Genomic DNA, 15087 nt, shown 5'->3' with positions numbered 1-15087 from the left:
CTTCACCACTTCCTATTCAATGCGAATACGCGGATCTACCGCACTTAAGATAATGTCAGAAAGAAGAGTACCAAGCAGTGTGGCAAAGCTTGTCATCATCACGAGGGCCGTAACTACGCTGAAATCCCGGAGCATAACTGATGTAACGAATAGTTGGCCGATTCCGGGATAACTGTATATTGATTCAATAAAAACCGAGCCTCCGACAAGGCCGGTAATTTCATAACCTAAAAAAGCGGCAATCGGCAAAAATGCATTTCTGAGGATATGTCCGCTGTATACCTTTGAATCCGGTATGCCTTTCGACCTGGCTGTCCGGATAAAGTCCCTGGTCTTTGTATCAATGATCTCATTTTTCAAATACTGGACCGTGGTAACTGTCGCCACCAGGGCACCGCTCATGACCGGCAATACCAAATGGTTGATTTTGTTCAACACATACGAAAACGTTCCTGGCTCGATATATGGGTCGACGCTCCCTCCCGCAGGAAATAATGCAAATGTAAAGCTGAACAAAAATAACATAAGCAACGCAAAAATGAAGACAGGAGTTGCATATCCCAAATAGTTATAACCGGTGATTGCCTTATCCATCCAGGAATCATTCCAGCGTCCGCTGATGATTCCCAGGGGAATGGCCAGAAGATATGTTATCAGAAGTGTCCCGAAAGCCAGGTATACGGTATTCCAAATTCGGTCCCCGATTACTTCGGTAACCCTGGTTTTATGGGTGTAGGAGACCCCCCAGTCACCATGTGCTATATTTTTGATCCAGCGGATATATTGAACATGAACCGGATCGTTCAGACCCATTTGCACGCGTTGTTCTGCAATCCGTTCCGGATCTGCTTTAGGGTCCATCTGCCTCCCGGTCAAGGCATCGCCCGGCATCGCTTTAGCCATCATGAACACTAGAATACTCAAAACAAAAAGCTGGGGTATCATTCCCAAAATACGTCTAAGAATAAATTTCCACACAGTCTTATCCCTCCTAAGGTAATGCCACCGAATGCGTTTCGGAAATCCGCTTTAAATCATAAGCTCTTCCAGTGTCATCAAAATATGAAGCGAAGGTTTGCTCATACTCTTCCTTCAGTGCGTTTCTCAACCGTTCCTTTTCTCTGCGTGTTTCTGGCCGTATATCGGGAATGGCCGCAATCAGCCGCTTTGTATAGAGATGCCGCGGATTCTCATAAATTTCACTGCTTGTCCCCTCTTCTACCAACCGTCCCCGATACATCACTCCGATACGGCTGCACATGTGCCGAATGACTCCTAAATCATGGCCTATGAATAAATAGGTCAGTTTGTATTCTTCCTGCAGCTCCTGCAGGAAGTTTAATACCTGGGCTTGTACAGATACATCGAGAGCTGACACCGGTTCGTCTGCAATAATTAACTTCGGTTTAAGTGTCAATGCACGGGCAATACCAATACGCTGTCGTTGCCCTCCAGAGAATTCATGCGGGTATTTGTGAATGGCTTCTGAATCCAGTCCCACCTTATCCAGATAGTTCTGGACAACTTTTTTCTCTTCGACCGAAGACATGCGCTCATAATTGCGCAAAGGTTCTGCGATTATATCAAGCACTCTCTTCTTAGGATTCAAGGAAGAATAAGGGTCTTGGAAAATCATTTGTATGTCTCTGCGCAACGGCTTGATTTGGCTCCCGCTGAGCTTGGTGATATCCTTGTTGCCAAACAGGATCTCTCCTGAAGCAGCCTTATTCAAACTCATGATTGCCTTTCCGGCCGTTGACTTACCGCTTCCTGATTCCCCGACCAATCCATAGGTTTCTCCCTCATGAAGTTCGAAGGAGACGCCATCAACGGCACGCACATAATCTGTCACTCTCCTAAAAAAACCGCCGACAATCGGAAAATAAACCTTTAAGTCATTCACATTGAGTAATGCCATCTGTCATCGCTTCTCCTTTCTGCCTTGAAAATAAAAATGCTTATAACAAGAGCAGCGTACCCAGTGATCACTGGCAACTTCGTGTAATTCCGGGGAATTTTCGTGGGTATTATCAGGAATCCAAGAAATTCTATCCTTGAAACGACAGCCTTGGCGTGGCATTCTCGTAATCGAAGGTACCGCACCTTCGATAACATGCAAGCGATCTTGCCCGGTAGCAGCGGATGGAATCGAATTCATCAGTGAACGTGTATATGGATGCCGAGGGTTTTTAAAAATTCGCAGCACGGTTCCCATTTCCACTACCTGACCTGCGTACATCACCACAATCCGGTCGGCAATTTCCGCAACCACGCCCAAATCGTGGGTGATCAGGATAATCCCCATATGCGTTTTTTTCTGGATTGATTTTAACAAATCAAGGATTTGTGCCTGGATTGTTACATCCAGTGCTGTTGTCGGCTCATCGGCTATGATAACGGACGGGTTGCAGGCGATCGCCATTGAAATCATGCTCCTTTGCCGCATTCCGCCTGATAATTCATGGGGATATTGCTTATAAGTGAATTCAGGCAAAGGGATTCCAACCTTAGCCAACAATTCCATGGTCCTTGCCTTCTTTGCTTTCTTAGTAAGATCGGTGTGATAATCGAGATTCTCCTCAATCTGCCTGCCAACCGTCATCAACGGATTGAGGGCAGTTAATGACTCTTGAAAAATCATTCCCAGATCCTTGCCGCGCAGCTTATTCATTTGTGCTTCATTCAGTGCAACCAAATCACTATCTCTGTATCTAATGGCACCTTCTATTTTGGTCCTTTGTTTATTATGTAATTGCATAATTGAAAGTGCGAGGGCACTTTTACCGCATCCCGATTCCCCAACTACAGCAACGATCTCATTTTCATTCACCGTAAAAGAAACGTTATCCACAGCTGCATGATATCCGTCTTGTAAACGGAACGAAGTGGTTAGGTTCTCTATTTGTAATATTGGTCTATTGATTTAGGTTCCCCCCTATCAATTTTTCGGGAAAGAAAATAGAAAATGAATTACAACATTGCAATCGAAAATGGACGGAGCAGGTACTGAAGAAAACTATTAAAACTTTTTCTATTCTTTCTTTATATAAACCTATTGATTTCTGTTTAGGAATATGATAAAAAAGTTCAAGGCTTTCGAAGAATCTAACTGCTTGCGCTGTAGTACACCATTTAATGTTGCGAAAAATTAAACTTCCCATTTTACAGAAAAGCAGCATGAGAAATTCATCCTCATGCTGCATCACTTCTTAATTATTGTCTTCTTTTAAAATAACCAACAGCTCAACCTTGATTTTATCAACCTGTTCATTAATATTCTGCGCTTCTTTGGAATACTATCAAGAGATGACTAATAAGAAAGGTGTCCATGCAGATTGCAGGACACCTTTTCATTTTAAAAAAAGAAAGGATAACTTTTTTAATGTGTACTGGTGTCTAGCGCAAGCAGCCTAGCCCCGACGCACAGGACGTGCTAGTGCCGACGAAGACATAAGGACGTGGCGATCTTAGTCGGCCTCGAGGTCATAAGCCAATCATCTGATGGGGAGAAAACCGCTCCCCATACAGATGCTTGGCTTATGCTGGTCGGGGCTGACCAAGGCGCTTGCGCTTTTCTTATTACCAAGGCAGATCAGCACCAAACGTGCTTGCAATTAATTCAGTATCTTTTCTTCTTTTCTTACGGATTTCCGCTCTATGCTTGCCGGTTTCAAACAGGTTTTTCTGCATATCAGTTTGCGGGACCAGCTTAGGAACCGGTGTCGGTTTTCCATTACCATCGATAGCAACAAAGGTTAAAAATGAGATCGCGCAAATATTTCGTTCACCTGTCAGCAGATCCTCGGCAATTACTCTTACCATAACCTCCATGGATGTACGTCCTGTATAAGTAACAAACCCCTCCAGACAAACGGAATTTCCTTCATAAATCGGATGGAGGAAATCCACTGAATCCATTGAAGCAGTGACCGAATTTGTTCTAGAGTGGCGCATCGCTGATATGGCAGCCACATCATCAATATACGCCATCAATTTCCCGCCAAACATCGTTCCAAGATTATTCGTATCAGGGGGAAGGACAATACTTGTTTTGATGACAAGTGAATCCCTGTTGTGTTTTGTTTCTTCCATCGATACTGAACTCCTTCGACTATAAATTCTTCACTTCTACACTTTATAACAAAAATAGGGGGTTAGGCAAAGCTGCCGCTTCCAAACTTCAGTGTTTTTTATCTACTGGTTCAGCCAGTAAAACAAAATATGTATCGCTTCATTCTGTATCCAAAATCAGTTCAAGATTTAAGATGTCTCTACAGCAGCACATTTTTCACCTTGTGAGTCAATAGTCAGATTTCATTAAGGAAGGGGAGGCTTTTCACCACGCTGCAGTTCTCTCAGACTTAGCCCAAAACCCATTTCCAGATGCGGGTAATCTTTAAAACTGCCCTTAAAGTCTCCTCCCCATTGAAAGCCTTCTTGCTTTGCCATTGTCACAACTTCAGCCCAATCTCTCTTGCCATTTCGATTGCCGTCATATTGCATATCCCATATGGCATTTCCTTTTTTGTTCAGCAAGGCAAAGTCAATCGCAAGCCCGAAATTGTGGAGTGATTCCCCGCCCCTGGCATATGTTACAATTTTTCCAGGCTGTGACCTTCCCCGCTCATAGAGTTGATTTTGATCTTCTATCGTTCTGTATCCATCCGTAATAAGGATTGGAATTCCGGCTTCACCGGCCCTGCCGATCAGTATATCCCTTTTTTCTACGACAAGAGGATGGAGACCGTCCGGCAGTTCCAGTTCATCAGGGTCGGGCGGCACAAAATAATAATAAATCAGCCATCCAGGCAACACTATAATCAAAAATAACCCAATCAATATCCTTATATATTTAGCGAACACTGTATTCAACTCTCTAAAGGTAGTTTACTTAACATTTCTTTAATTATTTACATTTGGCAATATATTTTCAAAATGAACCCGCCACTCTATTGGGGCCATTTACAAATAGGGTTTTAACTTAGTTTCCCCTTCAATTCTTCAATTTGTGCCATATGCCTTTTTTCGTGATACCCGACAAAAGGGGTCCATTGTTTTAAGCTCAGCGGCCCGAATATGGGATGTGGAAAAGACTTTTGTTCTAAAGCTTGTTCGGATGCACCTTCAGTGACACGGATCAGCGTTTTTCTGGATTCACTGAGCTTTCCCTTCATTTCTGCAAGGGAAATAAAATCGTCTGATGGTTTGACAAAAGAAGGTGCAGCTACTTTGGTGGATCTGTTAACCGTTAAATGGATCGGTTTTAATGGAGCCGCTTCACTTTTTTCATTTGCAAGTTCACCGGCAATGCTTTTTGAAATCGTCATTTCCATTAAATAAAGGTGGTCCAAAACCTGCATAATCGTCCAGCTTCCTGCTTCTACTTTTTCATTTAACTGCCGGTCAGATAAATCTTCGACACTTTTCAACAGTTCTTCCCGGATTTTTTGATTTTCGTTCATCTTTCATATCCCCACCTTACGAATCGTTTTATAGTATACCAAAATGCTTTCCTCAAAAGTATAGCTGTTTTTTTCTCAGCATTCTAATGAATAACTCTTTTCATTTTCTTATTAAAAAATAGTCTTATCTCTTAAATTGGTACCTGTCTAGAATTCGTGAAGTAATTAACTGATACCCCTGCTCGTTTGGATGAAGAGAATCGCTAAAATATTTTTGCTTCTTTTTGTTTTTAAAAAGATCATTGGTCGGAATGTATGTAATTCTCCTATCATTTCTCACCGTTTTAATGATCGTCTGATCCCATTCATCTATTTGTTTTTCAATGTGTTTCTGGTTTTGATAGGGATTATACAAACCAAGCACGATGATCGGAGCCTCTTTATTCTCTTTCTTAAGGATGCTCAAAATTTTTGTTATGTGCTGTTTATATTCTGGTTTTGCATCGTTGATTTTTTTCTCATTCAGCGGTTGTAAATCTCCGCCATTGCTGTTTATTAAATCATTAGTCCCGATAAAAAGGATAAAGTAATCGGCTTCATCGAGTTTGCTTTTTATACGGATATCGTCCAACTGTTCCAGAACACCGTCCGTTTCCTGCCCTATAATCCCATAATTCCAGATTCTGAATCGTTTACTGCTGCCAGAATTATTCAGCTCTTCCTCTACGCCATCCACATAGCCCTCTCCCTGTGTATCACCATAACCGTACGTCAGGGAATCGCCAAATGCCATGATAACAGGGTCATCACTCTTGCTTTTGGTATAAAAAGAAAACCAGATCAACGAAGTGATAATAAAAGTAATTAATCCAATCGATAATTTCTTCATAATAGCTCCCTTTGCATGCAGTCTAAGATGGTTTTATCTCATACTTCTACCCGATTTCGGCAGATGAGTAACCAACACTGGCAAATACTGAATTCGTATAGCCAAGGACCGGGAATCGTTGTATGATGTTCTTACGATCAAAAGAATGATTTGTGAGGAGTTTCATCATGCAGGAAAATCTCATCTTAAAAGAGGCAACTCTTGAAGTATTGCCGAAAATTGTTGCCATTTATAATTCAACCATCCCATCAAGAATGGTAACAGCAGACAGTGAGCCGGTAACAGTGGAAAGCCGTTTGACATGGTTCCATGAACATAACCGCAAAACCCGGCCGCTATATGTCATCATATCTGGCAATGAAATTTGCGGCTGGATAAGCTTTCAATCCTTTTATGGGCGACCCGCCTATCAAGCGACCGCTGAAATAAGCATTTATATCGATGGACAATTCAGGGGAAAAGGAATCGGACGCTGGGCCCTGGAAAAGGCAACACAGCTAAGCCCGGGATTAGGGATAAAAACGCTCCTCGGATTTATCTTTGCACACAATACACCAAGCATAAAGCTATTCTCAAAGTCAAGTTTTGAAGAATGGGCTCATCTTCCCCGGGTGGCAGAACTGGACGGCATTGAAAGAGACCTGGCTATACTCGGAAAGCGAGTTTGAGATTTTCACAGCCATAATAAAACAATAAAACAGCTGTCCCGCTACCATACGGGACAGCTGTTTTCTGCAAAAGTCATCCATGAATTCGGAAATCGCTTTTTTAAGAAAAGCGAAAAGATCGCCTATCAAGGACTATAGCGTTCATAAGTTTATCTAATTCCTGGCTTGCCTTAATTGTATCTGGGTTCGTATATCCAAAAGCATCTGCGAGATCTATCATTTCTTGCCGCTTTTTTTCAATAGCACCCTGCCTGGATTTAGTAGCTATCATATTCCCAAACCTCTCTTTTTTACTATTTATTTACAAAGTATATTAAAGGAACTATTCCTTATAAACAAGCCCTTTTGCCTATAAAAAATGGAGATCTTCAAAATTTAAGGTTTTTGTAATCAAATTGCAAGAAAGTATCGAAAAATTGGCGTTATTGTTTCCTTAGATACCTCAAAAACGAACTATCGAATTTCCACTATACTATAGATTATCCCTGTACAAACACATTTTGTACCATCATTTAAAAAGCAGTTGATTTTTCTGCACGGCGTGTTATGATCGAGATAATTACATATTGATGTAGCGCTGGGGGAGCCTTTGGAGAGGCTGAGAGTGAACAATGTTCTAAACCCTTTGAACCTGAACCGGGTCGTGCCGACGGAGGGAAGTGGCAGATTGAATCATAACATTGTTCATCTCACCCCGCTTTCTTTGTATCCAGAAGCGGGATTTCTTTTGTAATTTAATAGTTTAACTGCTGGGGGAGCCGTATGGCTGAGAAATCGATGATTAAAACCCTTCGCACCTGATCTGGTTTATACCAGCGTAGGGAAGCAGGCTAATACGAAGGCATCTTTTGTTTCGTTACCAAAGCCGCTTCCTCAATGGAAAGCGGCTTTTTTTACCATATATTTATTAATAAGGAGGCAGCAATATGAATTCAAAAACGAAAAGCTTTACAGAAAGGGTATTCCAATCAGCCGCACCCATTTGGGAAAAAAACCATCTTCACCCGTTTGTCCAGGGAATCGGGAACGGTACCCTCCCCGAGGATATTTTTATCTTTTATATGAAGCAGGACTATGTATATTTGATTGAATATGCCCGCTTGTTTGCTATGGGAGCGGCAAAAGCCAACACTTTGGATACAATGGCGAAATTCTCGCAAAACCTTCATGAAACGGTCCACTTCGAGATGGAACTTCATCGCCAATATGCTGCAGAGTTTGGCATTTCCCGGAAAGAACTTGAGCTTACTGTCCCATCCCCTATCAATCTAGCTTATACGGGGTATATGCTGAACGCAGCTTACAGCGGAACACTCACTGATCTCGTGGCCTGCTTGCTCCCATGCGCCTGGGATTACCGGGAGATCGGCCTGCTTTTAAAAGCTCAAAATGGCGACACAATTCTTTCAAACCGCTATGAAAAATGGATACATATGTATTCTTCGAATGAGTTCATTTCCATGTCCCAATGGCTGATCGAACTAATGGATAACCTAACGAAGGGGCTTCCAGAAGGAGAGCTTTCCAGGCTTGAAAAGCACTTTTTAACGACTTCCCGCTTGGAATTTTTATTCTGGGAAAGCATGTACCGCCAGGATAGCTGGCCCATTTGACCAAAGGAGATGATCATTTGAACAATATTAGAAAGCTTTCGTTAACGGCAATGATTACCGCGTTGACTGCACTTACTAGTTCATTCATTTTTATACCTGCGGGGGTTGCTAAAATTTTCCCAATACAACATTTAGCCAATGTACTTACAGCTGTTATGCTCGGGCCGGCTTATGCCCTCGCCCAGGCATTTATCGTTTCACTGCTGCGAAATCTGGCAGGAACCGGGTCGGTTTTTGCCTTTCCGGGAAGCATGATTGGCGCTCTTCTTGCCGCCTGGCTTTATAAAAAAACAAAAAGAATTACGTTTGCCTGCCTCGGGGAAGTTGTCGGTACGGGCGTTATTGGAGCATTGGCATGTTATCCAATAGCCATCTTGTTTTTAGGAGAAAAGGTAGCGTTACTCGGCTTCCTGCCTGCTTTCACACTAAGCTCATTTACGGGAGCGACCATTGCGTTTGTATTGTTAAAGATTTTTTTGAAAAACAGCTATTTGGAGGGAAAAATATATGGCAATCGCAGGCTCTAATCACCAATCATCTATCTGATTTTAAAATCCTGAATTTCGTTCCATAAATCTTTCCGCAAAAGAAAAGACTGTCCCATCAGTTATCTTTAACAGATGAGACAGCCTTTTGATCTACTTACTCGGCAAGCTCGGTATTTTTCGTCTCTTTACCGAAGATTCCAACAACAATCGCACCAATCAGGACAGAAATGGTGAAAATCGTAAAAATAGTCGTAATCGATGACTTTTGTGCGACCATATAGCCGACTAGGAGCGGTCCGAGAACTCCGCCTACACGCCCGACCGCAGCAGCCATCCCAGCTCCCGTTCCCCTGATCGAAGTCGGGTACTGCTCCGGTGTATAGGCATATAACGCGCCCCATGCACCAAGATTGAAGAAAGATAGGAAAATGCCTGAAGCAATTAACAAAGACAATTCTTCAGCCGACCCAAAGAAATAAGCGCTGACCGCTGTCCCGATTAAATAAGTTACCAGTACGAACTTTCGGCCCATTTTTTCAATAAACCAGGCTGCGGTAAAATAACCGGGAAGCTGTGCAAGTGTCATAATCAATACATATTGAAAACTCTTAATCATGCTGAAACCCTTCAAAATCATCACACTGGGCAGCCATAAAAACATGCCGTAGTAGGAAAAGACAACACAAAACCAGAGGATCCAAAGCGTGATGGTCTGCCGTAAATGATCTTTTGCCCAAACACTTTTAATGTTTTGCCATATCGTGGGTCTTTTTTGTTTTTGCTGTGAAACGTATTTGGGCGAATCCGGAAGACTCAACCGCAAATAAAGGGCGTATAAAGCAGGCAATGCACTTAGGATAAGAGCGATCCGCCAGCCAAATTGCGGAATAATATAATAAGAAATCAATGCAGCTATTAACCAGCCGCCTGCCCAAAAGCTTTCTAACAGCACAACCACCCTTCCCCGTTTTTCAGCCGCGACACTTTCGGATACAAGCGTTGAAGCAACCGGAAGCTCTCCGCCGAGGCCCATCCCGATCAGGAATCGCAACAGTAAAAACACTCCAAGGGAGGTAACCATTGCAGAGATCCCACTGCCAATTGAAAACAAGAGAAGCGTAATCATGAAAACGGATTTCCTTCCGATCCGGTCGGCAAGAATTCCGAACAAAAAGGCACCGACTGCCATCCCAATGGAATTGATACTTCCAATCCACCCTATCTCTTCGGATGAAAGATTCCACTCTGTCTGCAATGCAACGACAATAAAAGATAGCATTCCGACATCCATTGCATCAAACATCCAGCCCATTCCGGCAATGCTAAGCAGTTTGCGTTCCGAGACTGTCTTATTTTTGTTTCCCATATAAACCTCCATGAAGCATATCTACCGATAAGATAATCAATTCTTACCTATTTTACCTATTATTTTGATTTTCTACTATGAAAACTTTCCTTCCATGTTCTTTGCTCATACAAATTTGCCGGGGTTTCTGCCACGAATGGGCTGATCTCCCCCTTTGAACATATATAGAGTTCATGCATCGCACGTGTACAAACTGTGTAGAACAACCTCCGCTCACTTTCTAAACCATAGCTTTTTTTTGAACCGTCATAAATAACGACGGCATCAAATTCGATGCCCTTCGCCAGGTATGATGGAATGACAACGATTCCTGCTTCATAATCTGTCTTCCCGGTCCCAATCAGCTTCAATGACAGCCGCTCCTTTAATTCCAGATAAGCTTCTCTGCTTTCGGATGCTGTCTTGCAAATGATTGCAATGGTATGGTGTCCTTGCGCTTGCAATCCTTTGATTGTTTCTGCAATACAGTCAGCGGTATCTTGCTCATCATTTACTTGTAAAACGACAGGCTTATTTCCTTTCCGGTTGAAAGGCTCAATCTCATCCCCTCCTTCAATCATCTTCCGAGTAAACTCCACAATTTGCAGCGTAGAACGGTAACTTCTTGTTAATGTAATCTTTTCTGTTTCCTCTTCCATAAACAGTGATGCCACGACCTCCAAGCCAACTTCATTTCCTTGTGCAAAAATCGTTTGGTTGGAATCGCCGAGCACCGTCAATTTGCTTCTCGGAAATATTTTTTTGATAAAGGCAAACTGGAACGGGGAATAATCCTGTGCCTCATCGATAAATACATGGCGGATTAGCGTGTTTGTCTTAAATCCCTCTACTTGTTCTTTAAAAAACAAGAAAGGGGCGGCATCTTCATACAACAGCTCTCCATCATCGAGATTTGCAATTGTCTCATGGCAGATTTTTTTCCAATCGGCTGCTGATGCCTCTTTCTCAAACAACCTTCGATATAACTCGGCTGCATCCAGGAAGGCAAACTCTTTCACTTTTTTATAAAGCGGCCGGAATCGTCTTTTTACAATAAAAGCAGCCAGCACTTCCTGTTCCCGCTCGATATCATCGAACGTATCCTCTTTCATGCGCTTTTCATTGCTCACCTTTTGATAACTCTTTAAATAATCTTCTTTATCAAGGTATTGCATTTCTTCCTCGACCCATGATTTTTTCACCTCTTGTCTTTCATACCGCCTCAGTTCTTTCCGAAGCCATTCGGAAACGAGCTTCATTCGATTCGAAATCGGCCGTGTAGCTCCCAGCCCGTAAAAATAGTCATAGATGCTTTGGGAAGAAATCAGCACCCTGCCAAGAAACTTGATATCTGTAAAGATCATTCCGCTTTTCATTAATTCTTCCAGATATCCTTCGATCATTTCCATGAATTCCAGCGAGGATTTGAAGGAAATACCGTTTAATCGAGTATCATATCCCGGTTGACCTACTGCAGTCAATACATATTCCATTTGTATAAAGGCATCTTCCACATCAAATTCGCGGCCAAGCATTTGCAGCAAGTATTGCTGGAAGGTGGTCTGTTGCATATTTTCTTCTCCAAGTTCTGGCAGGACGTTTGCAACATAGCTGTTAAACAACGGATTAGGAGAAAAAAGCAGAATGTTATCTGCCGTAAGCTTTACACGATAACGATATAAAAGGTAAGCAACACGCTGGAGGGCAGCTGATGTTTTCCCGCTTCCCGCTGCTCCCTGTACAATCAGCAGACGGCTTTTGTCATTCCGGATGATGAGATTCTGTTCTTTTTGAATAGTAGCGACTATGCTTTTCATCTGGGAGTCGGCCTGACCGCCCAGTACCTCCTGCAGTAGTTCATCGCCGATCGTCACCCCTGTATCGAATACACTTGTAATTTCCCCGTTGCGGATGATGTACTGGCGTTTCAATTCAAGCGTCCCGGAGATTTTTCCATAAGGCGCTTCATACGCCGCTGGCCCAAGTGGATAATCGTAATAGACACTCGAAATCGGAGCCCGCCAATCGTAGACCAAAAATGACTCTGTTTCCTCGTCATAAAAGGAACAGATTCCGATATATATTTTTTCTGTTTCACTTTCGCCATGTTCGATAAAATCAATCCTGCCGAAATAAGGAGAGTTGTTTAGCCGTTTGAGAAGCTGAATCCGATTGAAGGAATGGTTTTGCCGTCGTTCTCTTTCGTTCAAGAGCTCCGATTGTTGCTTAATGCTTGTATATGTTTCTCCGATTTCATCTGCATTATCGAGATTTACAGTAACATCGTCCCAAAAATGCTTCCTTATCGATTTGATATCTGTATTTGCGTTACCAATCACCTGTTGGATAGCAGCTGCTGCTTTTGTTATCTTGGCAGCAACTTCATTGGCTCGGTTTTGTTCGGTGGCGATTTCTTTTTCCCAATTGCCCATGTAAACTCTCCTTTTTTGTGCGGCTTTATTTATTCCAGGTACAATATTTTTTTCTATCTTCTTTTATTCCATTCTTCGCAACAGATTCCTCTGTTGTTTTCTGGATGATATTGTCGGGTTTTGTCAATTGAAAGTTGGTAGTTGTTAATTGAAAATTTTAATTATTTTGGATATGATAGTTTATGGGAGTGAACATGGTTGCACTCCTTCATGCATGCATCATGGTTTGCACAAATACCATTACCAAAACTCAAGGAGGGTATTCATGACAAATCTTACACTGGAAATCAGCAAAAAGTTACAGCAATTTTTACAGGGACCCAAAAAGCTTTACATTAATGGGGAATTTATCGAAAGTGCCTCAGGAAAAACCTTTAAAACTCCGAACCCGGCCACCGGCGAAACTTTAGCTGAAGTATATGAAGCCGATCAGGCGGACATCGACTTAGCCGTAAAAGCGGCACGGAAAGCTTTTGATGAAGGCCCATGGTCGAGAATGAGCGCTGCCTCAAGAAGCCGGCTGATGTACAAGCTCGCTGATTTAATGGAAGCGAATAAAGAAGAATTAGCACAGTTAGAAACGTTGGATAATGGAAAACCGATTGGCGAAACAACCAATGCGGATATTCCTCTGGCGATTGAACATATGAGATACTATGCCGGCTGGTCCACAAAAATCGTTGGCCAAACGATTCCGGTAAGCGGTAATTATTTTAACTATACAAGACATGAAGCTGTTGGTGTCGTCGGCCAGATCATCCCTTGGAATTTCCCGCTGCTTATGGCAATGTGGAAGATCGGTGCAGCACTTGCTAGCGGCTGTACGGTTATCCTGAAGCCGGCAGAGCAAACGCCAATGTCTGTCCTATACTTAGCGGAATTAATCGAAGAAGCAGGATTCCCGAAAGGGGTAGTCAATATCGTTCCTGGTTTCGGTGAAACAGCAGGGGGAGCGCTTATCAACCACCCTCTAGTTGATAAAATTGCCTTTACTGGCTCTACAGAAGTTGGAAAGCATATCATGAGAACAGCAGCGGATTCTTTAAAGCGGGTTACCCTTGAACTGGGCGGCAAATCGCCGAATATCATCCTGCCTGATGCCGACTTCTCAAAAGCGATCCCCGGCGCTCTTAACGGTGTAATGTTCAACCAGGGGCAGGTTTGCTGTGCTGGTTCACGCGTTTTCATCCAAAAGAAGCATTATGATAATGTCGTCGCGGACATGGTCTCTCATGCCAAAGATATTAAACAGGGTGCCGGACTCAATCCCGAAACACAAATTGGGCCGCTTGTTTCTCAGGAGCAGCAGGACCGCGTTCTCGGCTATATTGAAAAAGGAAGAAATGAAGGTGCCGAAGTGCTTGTAGGCGGAGATAAGCCGCAGGATGATGGCTATTTTGTATCGCCTACCATTTTCGCAGCCGTCAAGGATGAAATGGCGATTGCCCGCGAAGAAATTTTCGGACCGGTTATCGCGGCCATGCCGTTCGATGATCTCGATGAGGTCATCGACCGTGCTAACCAAAGCGAATACGGCCTTGCAGCCGGGTTGTGGACACGCGATATCTCCAATGCCCACTATGTTGCAAGCAAACTCCGTGCCGGTACAGTCTGGGTAAACTGCTATAATGCCTTCGACGCAGCCTCTCCATTCGGCGGCTACAAATCTTCCGGTATCGGCCGCGAAATGGGATCCTACGCATTAAACAACTATACCGAAGTGAAGAGCGTTTGGGTAAATCTTGATAAATAATCAGTAAACAATTCCGACTGTGTTTAGAATGAACAGCAATAGGGTGTTACATTGCGACTAATGTAACACCCTATTTTTTAATGAACTTTATTACTTTGATGGAAAAAAAGAATATCCACCAACATTACGAATCCATACTTCCGCATCGCTGCCATTTGCTTTAACCATCCATAAATCACCTGCATCCTCCGTTTCAGATTTTCTTAACCTAGAAATTTGTTGATTTAAAATAAAGTTTGATAATTTGTAAAGAAGTTCGATAATTTATAAAAAAGTTTGATCAAAAGTCCTGTAATGATATGCAGGATTTTTTTGTTCCGCAATCGGGCCATTTTATGTAGTAACCAAAGCCAAATTTCTTTCTTACAACACCTAGAAATTTGGCTTTTTTATATTTGGATTTTCTTAACGTTGTAAATTCGGTTTCTTGACTTTACCCCAGGTGCAGCTTAACGGAACAAAGAAAAAGAAATATAGACTTTTGATAAAATAAACCA

The 15087-nt window shown here is 42.6% G+C and carries 14 protein-coding genes and 2 riboswitches; of the genes, 4 read left to right on the top strand and 10 right to left on the bottom strand.

The window, feature by feature from the left end; translation table 11 throughout:
* Nucleotides 1-12 precede the first annotated feature (12 nt).
* The 7 genes from opp4B to ELQ35_RS07580 all read right to left on the bottom strand — a co-directional run bounded on the left by opp4B (nucleotide 13) and on the right by ELQ35_RS07580 (nucleotide 6291).
* The gene (opp4B, locus tag ELQ35_RS07610) at nucleotides 13-978 is read right to left on the bottom strand and encodes an oligopeptide ABC transporter permease (protein WP_126864226.1); all 966 of its coding nucleotides are present in this window, start codon (nucleotides 976-978) and stop codon (nucleotides 13-15) included.
* A gap of 13 nt (nucleotides 979-991) precedes the next feature.
* Entirely contained in the window at nucleotides 992-1918 is a 927-nt protein-coding gene (locus ELQ35_RS07605; RefSeq protein ID WP_126864225.1) for an ABC transporter ATP-binding protein, read from the bottom strand.
* A gap of 3 nt (nucleotides 1919-1921) precedes the next feature.
* Nucleotides 1922-2923: an ABC transporter ATP-binding protein gene (locus ELQ35_RS07600; RefSeq protein ID WP_126864224.1), complete on the bottom strand. Its 1002-nt coding sequence runs from the start codon at nucleotides 2921-2923 to the stop codon at nucleotides 1922-1924.
* A gap of 656 nt (nucleotides 2924-3579) precedes the next feature.
* Entirely contained in the window at nucleotides 3580-4092 is a 513-nt protein-coding gene (locus ELQ35_RS07595; RefSeq protein WP_126864223.1) for an acyl-CoA thioesterase, read from the bottom strand.
* 225 nt (nucleotides 4093-4317) lie between these two features.
* Nucleotides 4318-4863 carry a M15 family metallopeptidase gene (locus ELQ35_RS07590; protein WP_126864222.1) on the bottom strand — a complete coding sequence of 182 codons (546 nt, stop codon included), beginning with the start codon at nucleotides 4861-4863 and terminating at the stop codon, nucleotides 4318-4320.
* 113 nt (nucleotides 4864-4976) lie between these two features.
* Entirely contained in the window at nucleotides 4977-5462 is a 486-nt protein-coding gene (locus ELQ35_RS07585) for a DinB family protein (RefSeq protein WP_126864221.1), read from the bottom strand.
* 124 nt (nucleotides 5463-5586) lie between these two features.
* Nucleotides 5587-6291, bottom strand: a complete 705-nt coding sequence (locus ELQ35_RS07580; protein WP_126864220.1) for a DUF459 domain-containing protein — start codon at nucleotides 6289-6291, stop codon at nucleotides 5587-5589.
* Between the two features lie 167 nt (nucleotides 6292-6458).
* On the opposite strand from ELQ35_RS07580, the gene ELQ35_RS07575 reads away from it, so the two are divergent.
* Entirely contained in the window at nucleotides 6459-6959 is a 501-nt protein-coding gene (locus ELQ35_RS07575) for a GNAT family N-acetyltransferase (protein WP_185861696.1), read from the top strand.
* A gap of 100 nt (nucleotides 6960-7059) precedes the next feature.
* On the opposite strand, the gene ELQ35_RS07570 is transcribed toward ELQ35_RS07575, so the two are convergent.
* On the bottom strand, nucleotides 7060-7230 hold the full coding sequence (locus ELQ35_RS07570; RefSeq protein WP_126864219.1) for an aspartyl-phosphate phosphatase Spo0E family protein: 171 nt from the start codon (nucleotides 7228-7230) through the stop codon (nucleotides 7060-7062).
* 298 nt (nucleotides 7231-7528) lie between these two features.
* Nucleotides 7529-7634, top strand: a riboswitch (TPP riboswitch).
* A gap of 66 nt (nucleotides 7635-7700) precedes the next feature.
* Nucleotides 7701-7800: riboswitch (TPP riboswitch) on the top strand.
* Between the two features lie 85 nt (nucleotides 7801-7885).
* Here ELQ35_RS07570 and tenA point away from each other — a divergent pair.
* Both tenA and thiW read left to right on the top strand, forming a co-directional pair.
* Complete coding sequence (tenA, locus tag ELQ35_RS07565) at nucleotides 7886-8572, top strand: thiaminase II (RefSeq protein WP_126864218.1); 687 nt, start codon at nucleotides 7886-7888, stop codon at nucleotides 8570-8572.
* A gap of 17 nt (nucleotides 8573-8589) precedes the next feature.
* On the top strand, nucleotides 8590-9099 hold the full coding sequence (gene thiW / locus ELQ35_RS07560; protein WP_126864217.1) for an energy coupling factor transporter S component ThiW: 510 nt from the start codon (nucleotides 8590-8592) through the stop codon (nucleotides 9097-9099).
* Between the two features lie 115 nt (nucleotides 9100-9214).
* Here thiW and ELQ35_RS07555 read toward each other — a convergent pair whose 3' ends face one another.
* Both ELQ35_RS07555 and helD read right to left on the bottom strand, forming a co-directional pair.
* Nucleotides 9215-10426 carry an MFS transporter gene (locus ELQ35_RS07555; protein ID WP_126864216.1) on the bottom strand — a complete coding sequence of 404 codons (1212 nt, stop codon included), beginning with the start codon at nucleotides 10424-10426 and terminating at the stop codon, nucleotides 9215-9217.
* A 59-nt stretch (nucleotides 10427-10485) separates the two neighbouring features.
* Nucleotides 10486-12837 carry an RNA polymerase recycling motor HelD gene (helD, locus tag ELQ35_RS07550; protein ID WP_126864215.1) on the bottom strand — a complete coding sequence of 784 codons (2352 nt, stop codon included), beginning with the start codon at nucleotides 12835-12837 and terminating at the stop codon, nucleotides 10486-10488.
* A 265-nt stretch (nucleotides 12838-13102) separates the two neighbouring features.
* Between helD and ELQ35_RS07545 the strand changes: the two genes are divergently transcribed.
* On the top strand, nucleotides 13103-14590 hold the full coding sequence (locus tag ELQ35_RS07545) for an aldehyde dehydrogenase family protein (protein WP_126864214.1): 1488 nt from the start codon (nucleotides 13103-13105) through the stop codon (nucleotides 14588-14590).
* Nucleotides 14591-15087: the final 497 nt, after the last annotated feature.

The sequence above is a fragment of the Peribacillus cavernae genome, from assembly GCF_003989135.1.
Taxonomy (GTDB): Bacteria; Bacillota; Bacilli; order Bacillales; family DSM-1321; genus Peribacillus; species Peribacillus cavernae.
This window is presented reverse-complemented; position numbering and strand designations above follow the sequence as displayed.

Excerpts from the sequence above, each read along its gene's own strand:
- ELQ35_RS07605 (WP_126864225.1), bottom strand. The coding sequence starts at position 1,918 with ATGGCATTACTCAATGTGAATGACTTAAAGGTTTATTTTCCGATTGTC.
- ELQ35_RS07595 (WP_126864223.1), bottom strand. The coding sequence starts at position 4,092 with ATGGAAGAAACAAAACACAACAGGGATTCACTTGTCATCAAAACAAGT.
- ELQ35_RS07585 (WP_126864221.1), bottom strand. The coding sequence starts at position 5,462 with ATGAACGAAAATCAAAAAATCCGGGAAGAACTGTTGAAAAGTGTCGAA.
- ELQ35_RS07580 (WP_126864220.1), bottom strand. The coding sequence starts at position 6,291 with ATGAAGAAATTATCGATTGGATTAATTACTTTTATTATCACTTCGTTG.
- ELQ35_RS07575 (WP_185861696.1), top strand. The coding sequence starts at position 6,459 with ATGCAGGAAAATCTCATCTTAAAAGAGGCAACTCTTGAAGTATTGCCG.
- ELQ35_RS07570 (WP_126864219.1), bottom strand. The coding sequence starts at position 7,230 with ATGATAGCTACTAAATCCAGGCAGGGTGCTATTGAAAAAAAGCGGCAA.
- tenA (WP_126864218.1), top strand. The coding sequence starts at position 7,886 with ATGAATTCAAAAACGAAAAGCTTTACAGAAAGGGTATTCCAATCAGCC.
- ELQ35_RS07555 (WP_126864216.1), bottom strand. The coding sequence starts at position 10,426 with ATGGGAAACAAAAATAAGACAGTCTCGGAACGCAAACTGCTTAGCATT.
- helD (WP_126864215.1), bottom strand. The coding sequence starts at position 12,837 with ATGGGCAATTGGGAAAAAGAAATCGCCACCGAACAAAACCGAGCCAAT.
- ELQ35_RS07545 (WP_126864214.1), top strand. The coding sequence starts at position 13,103 with ATGACAAATCTTACACTGGAAATCAGCAAAAAGTTACAGCAATTTTTA.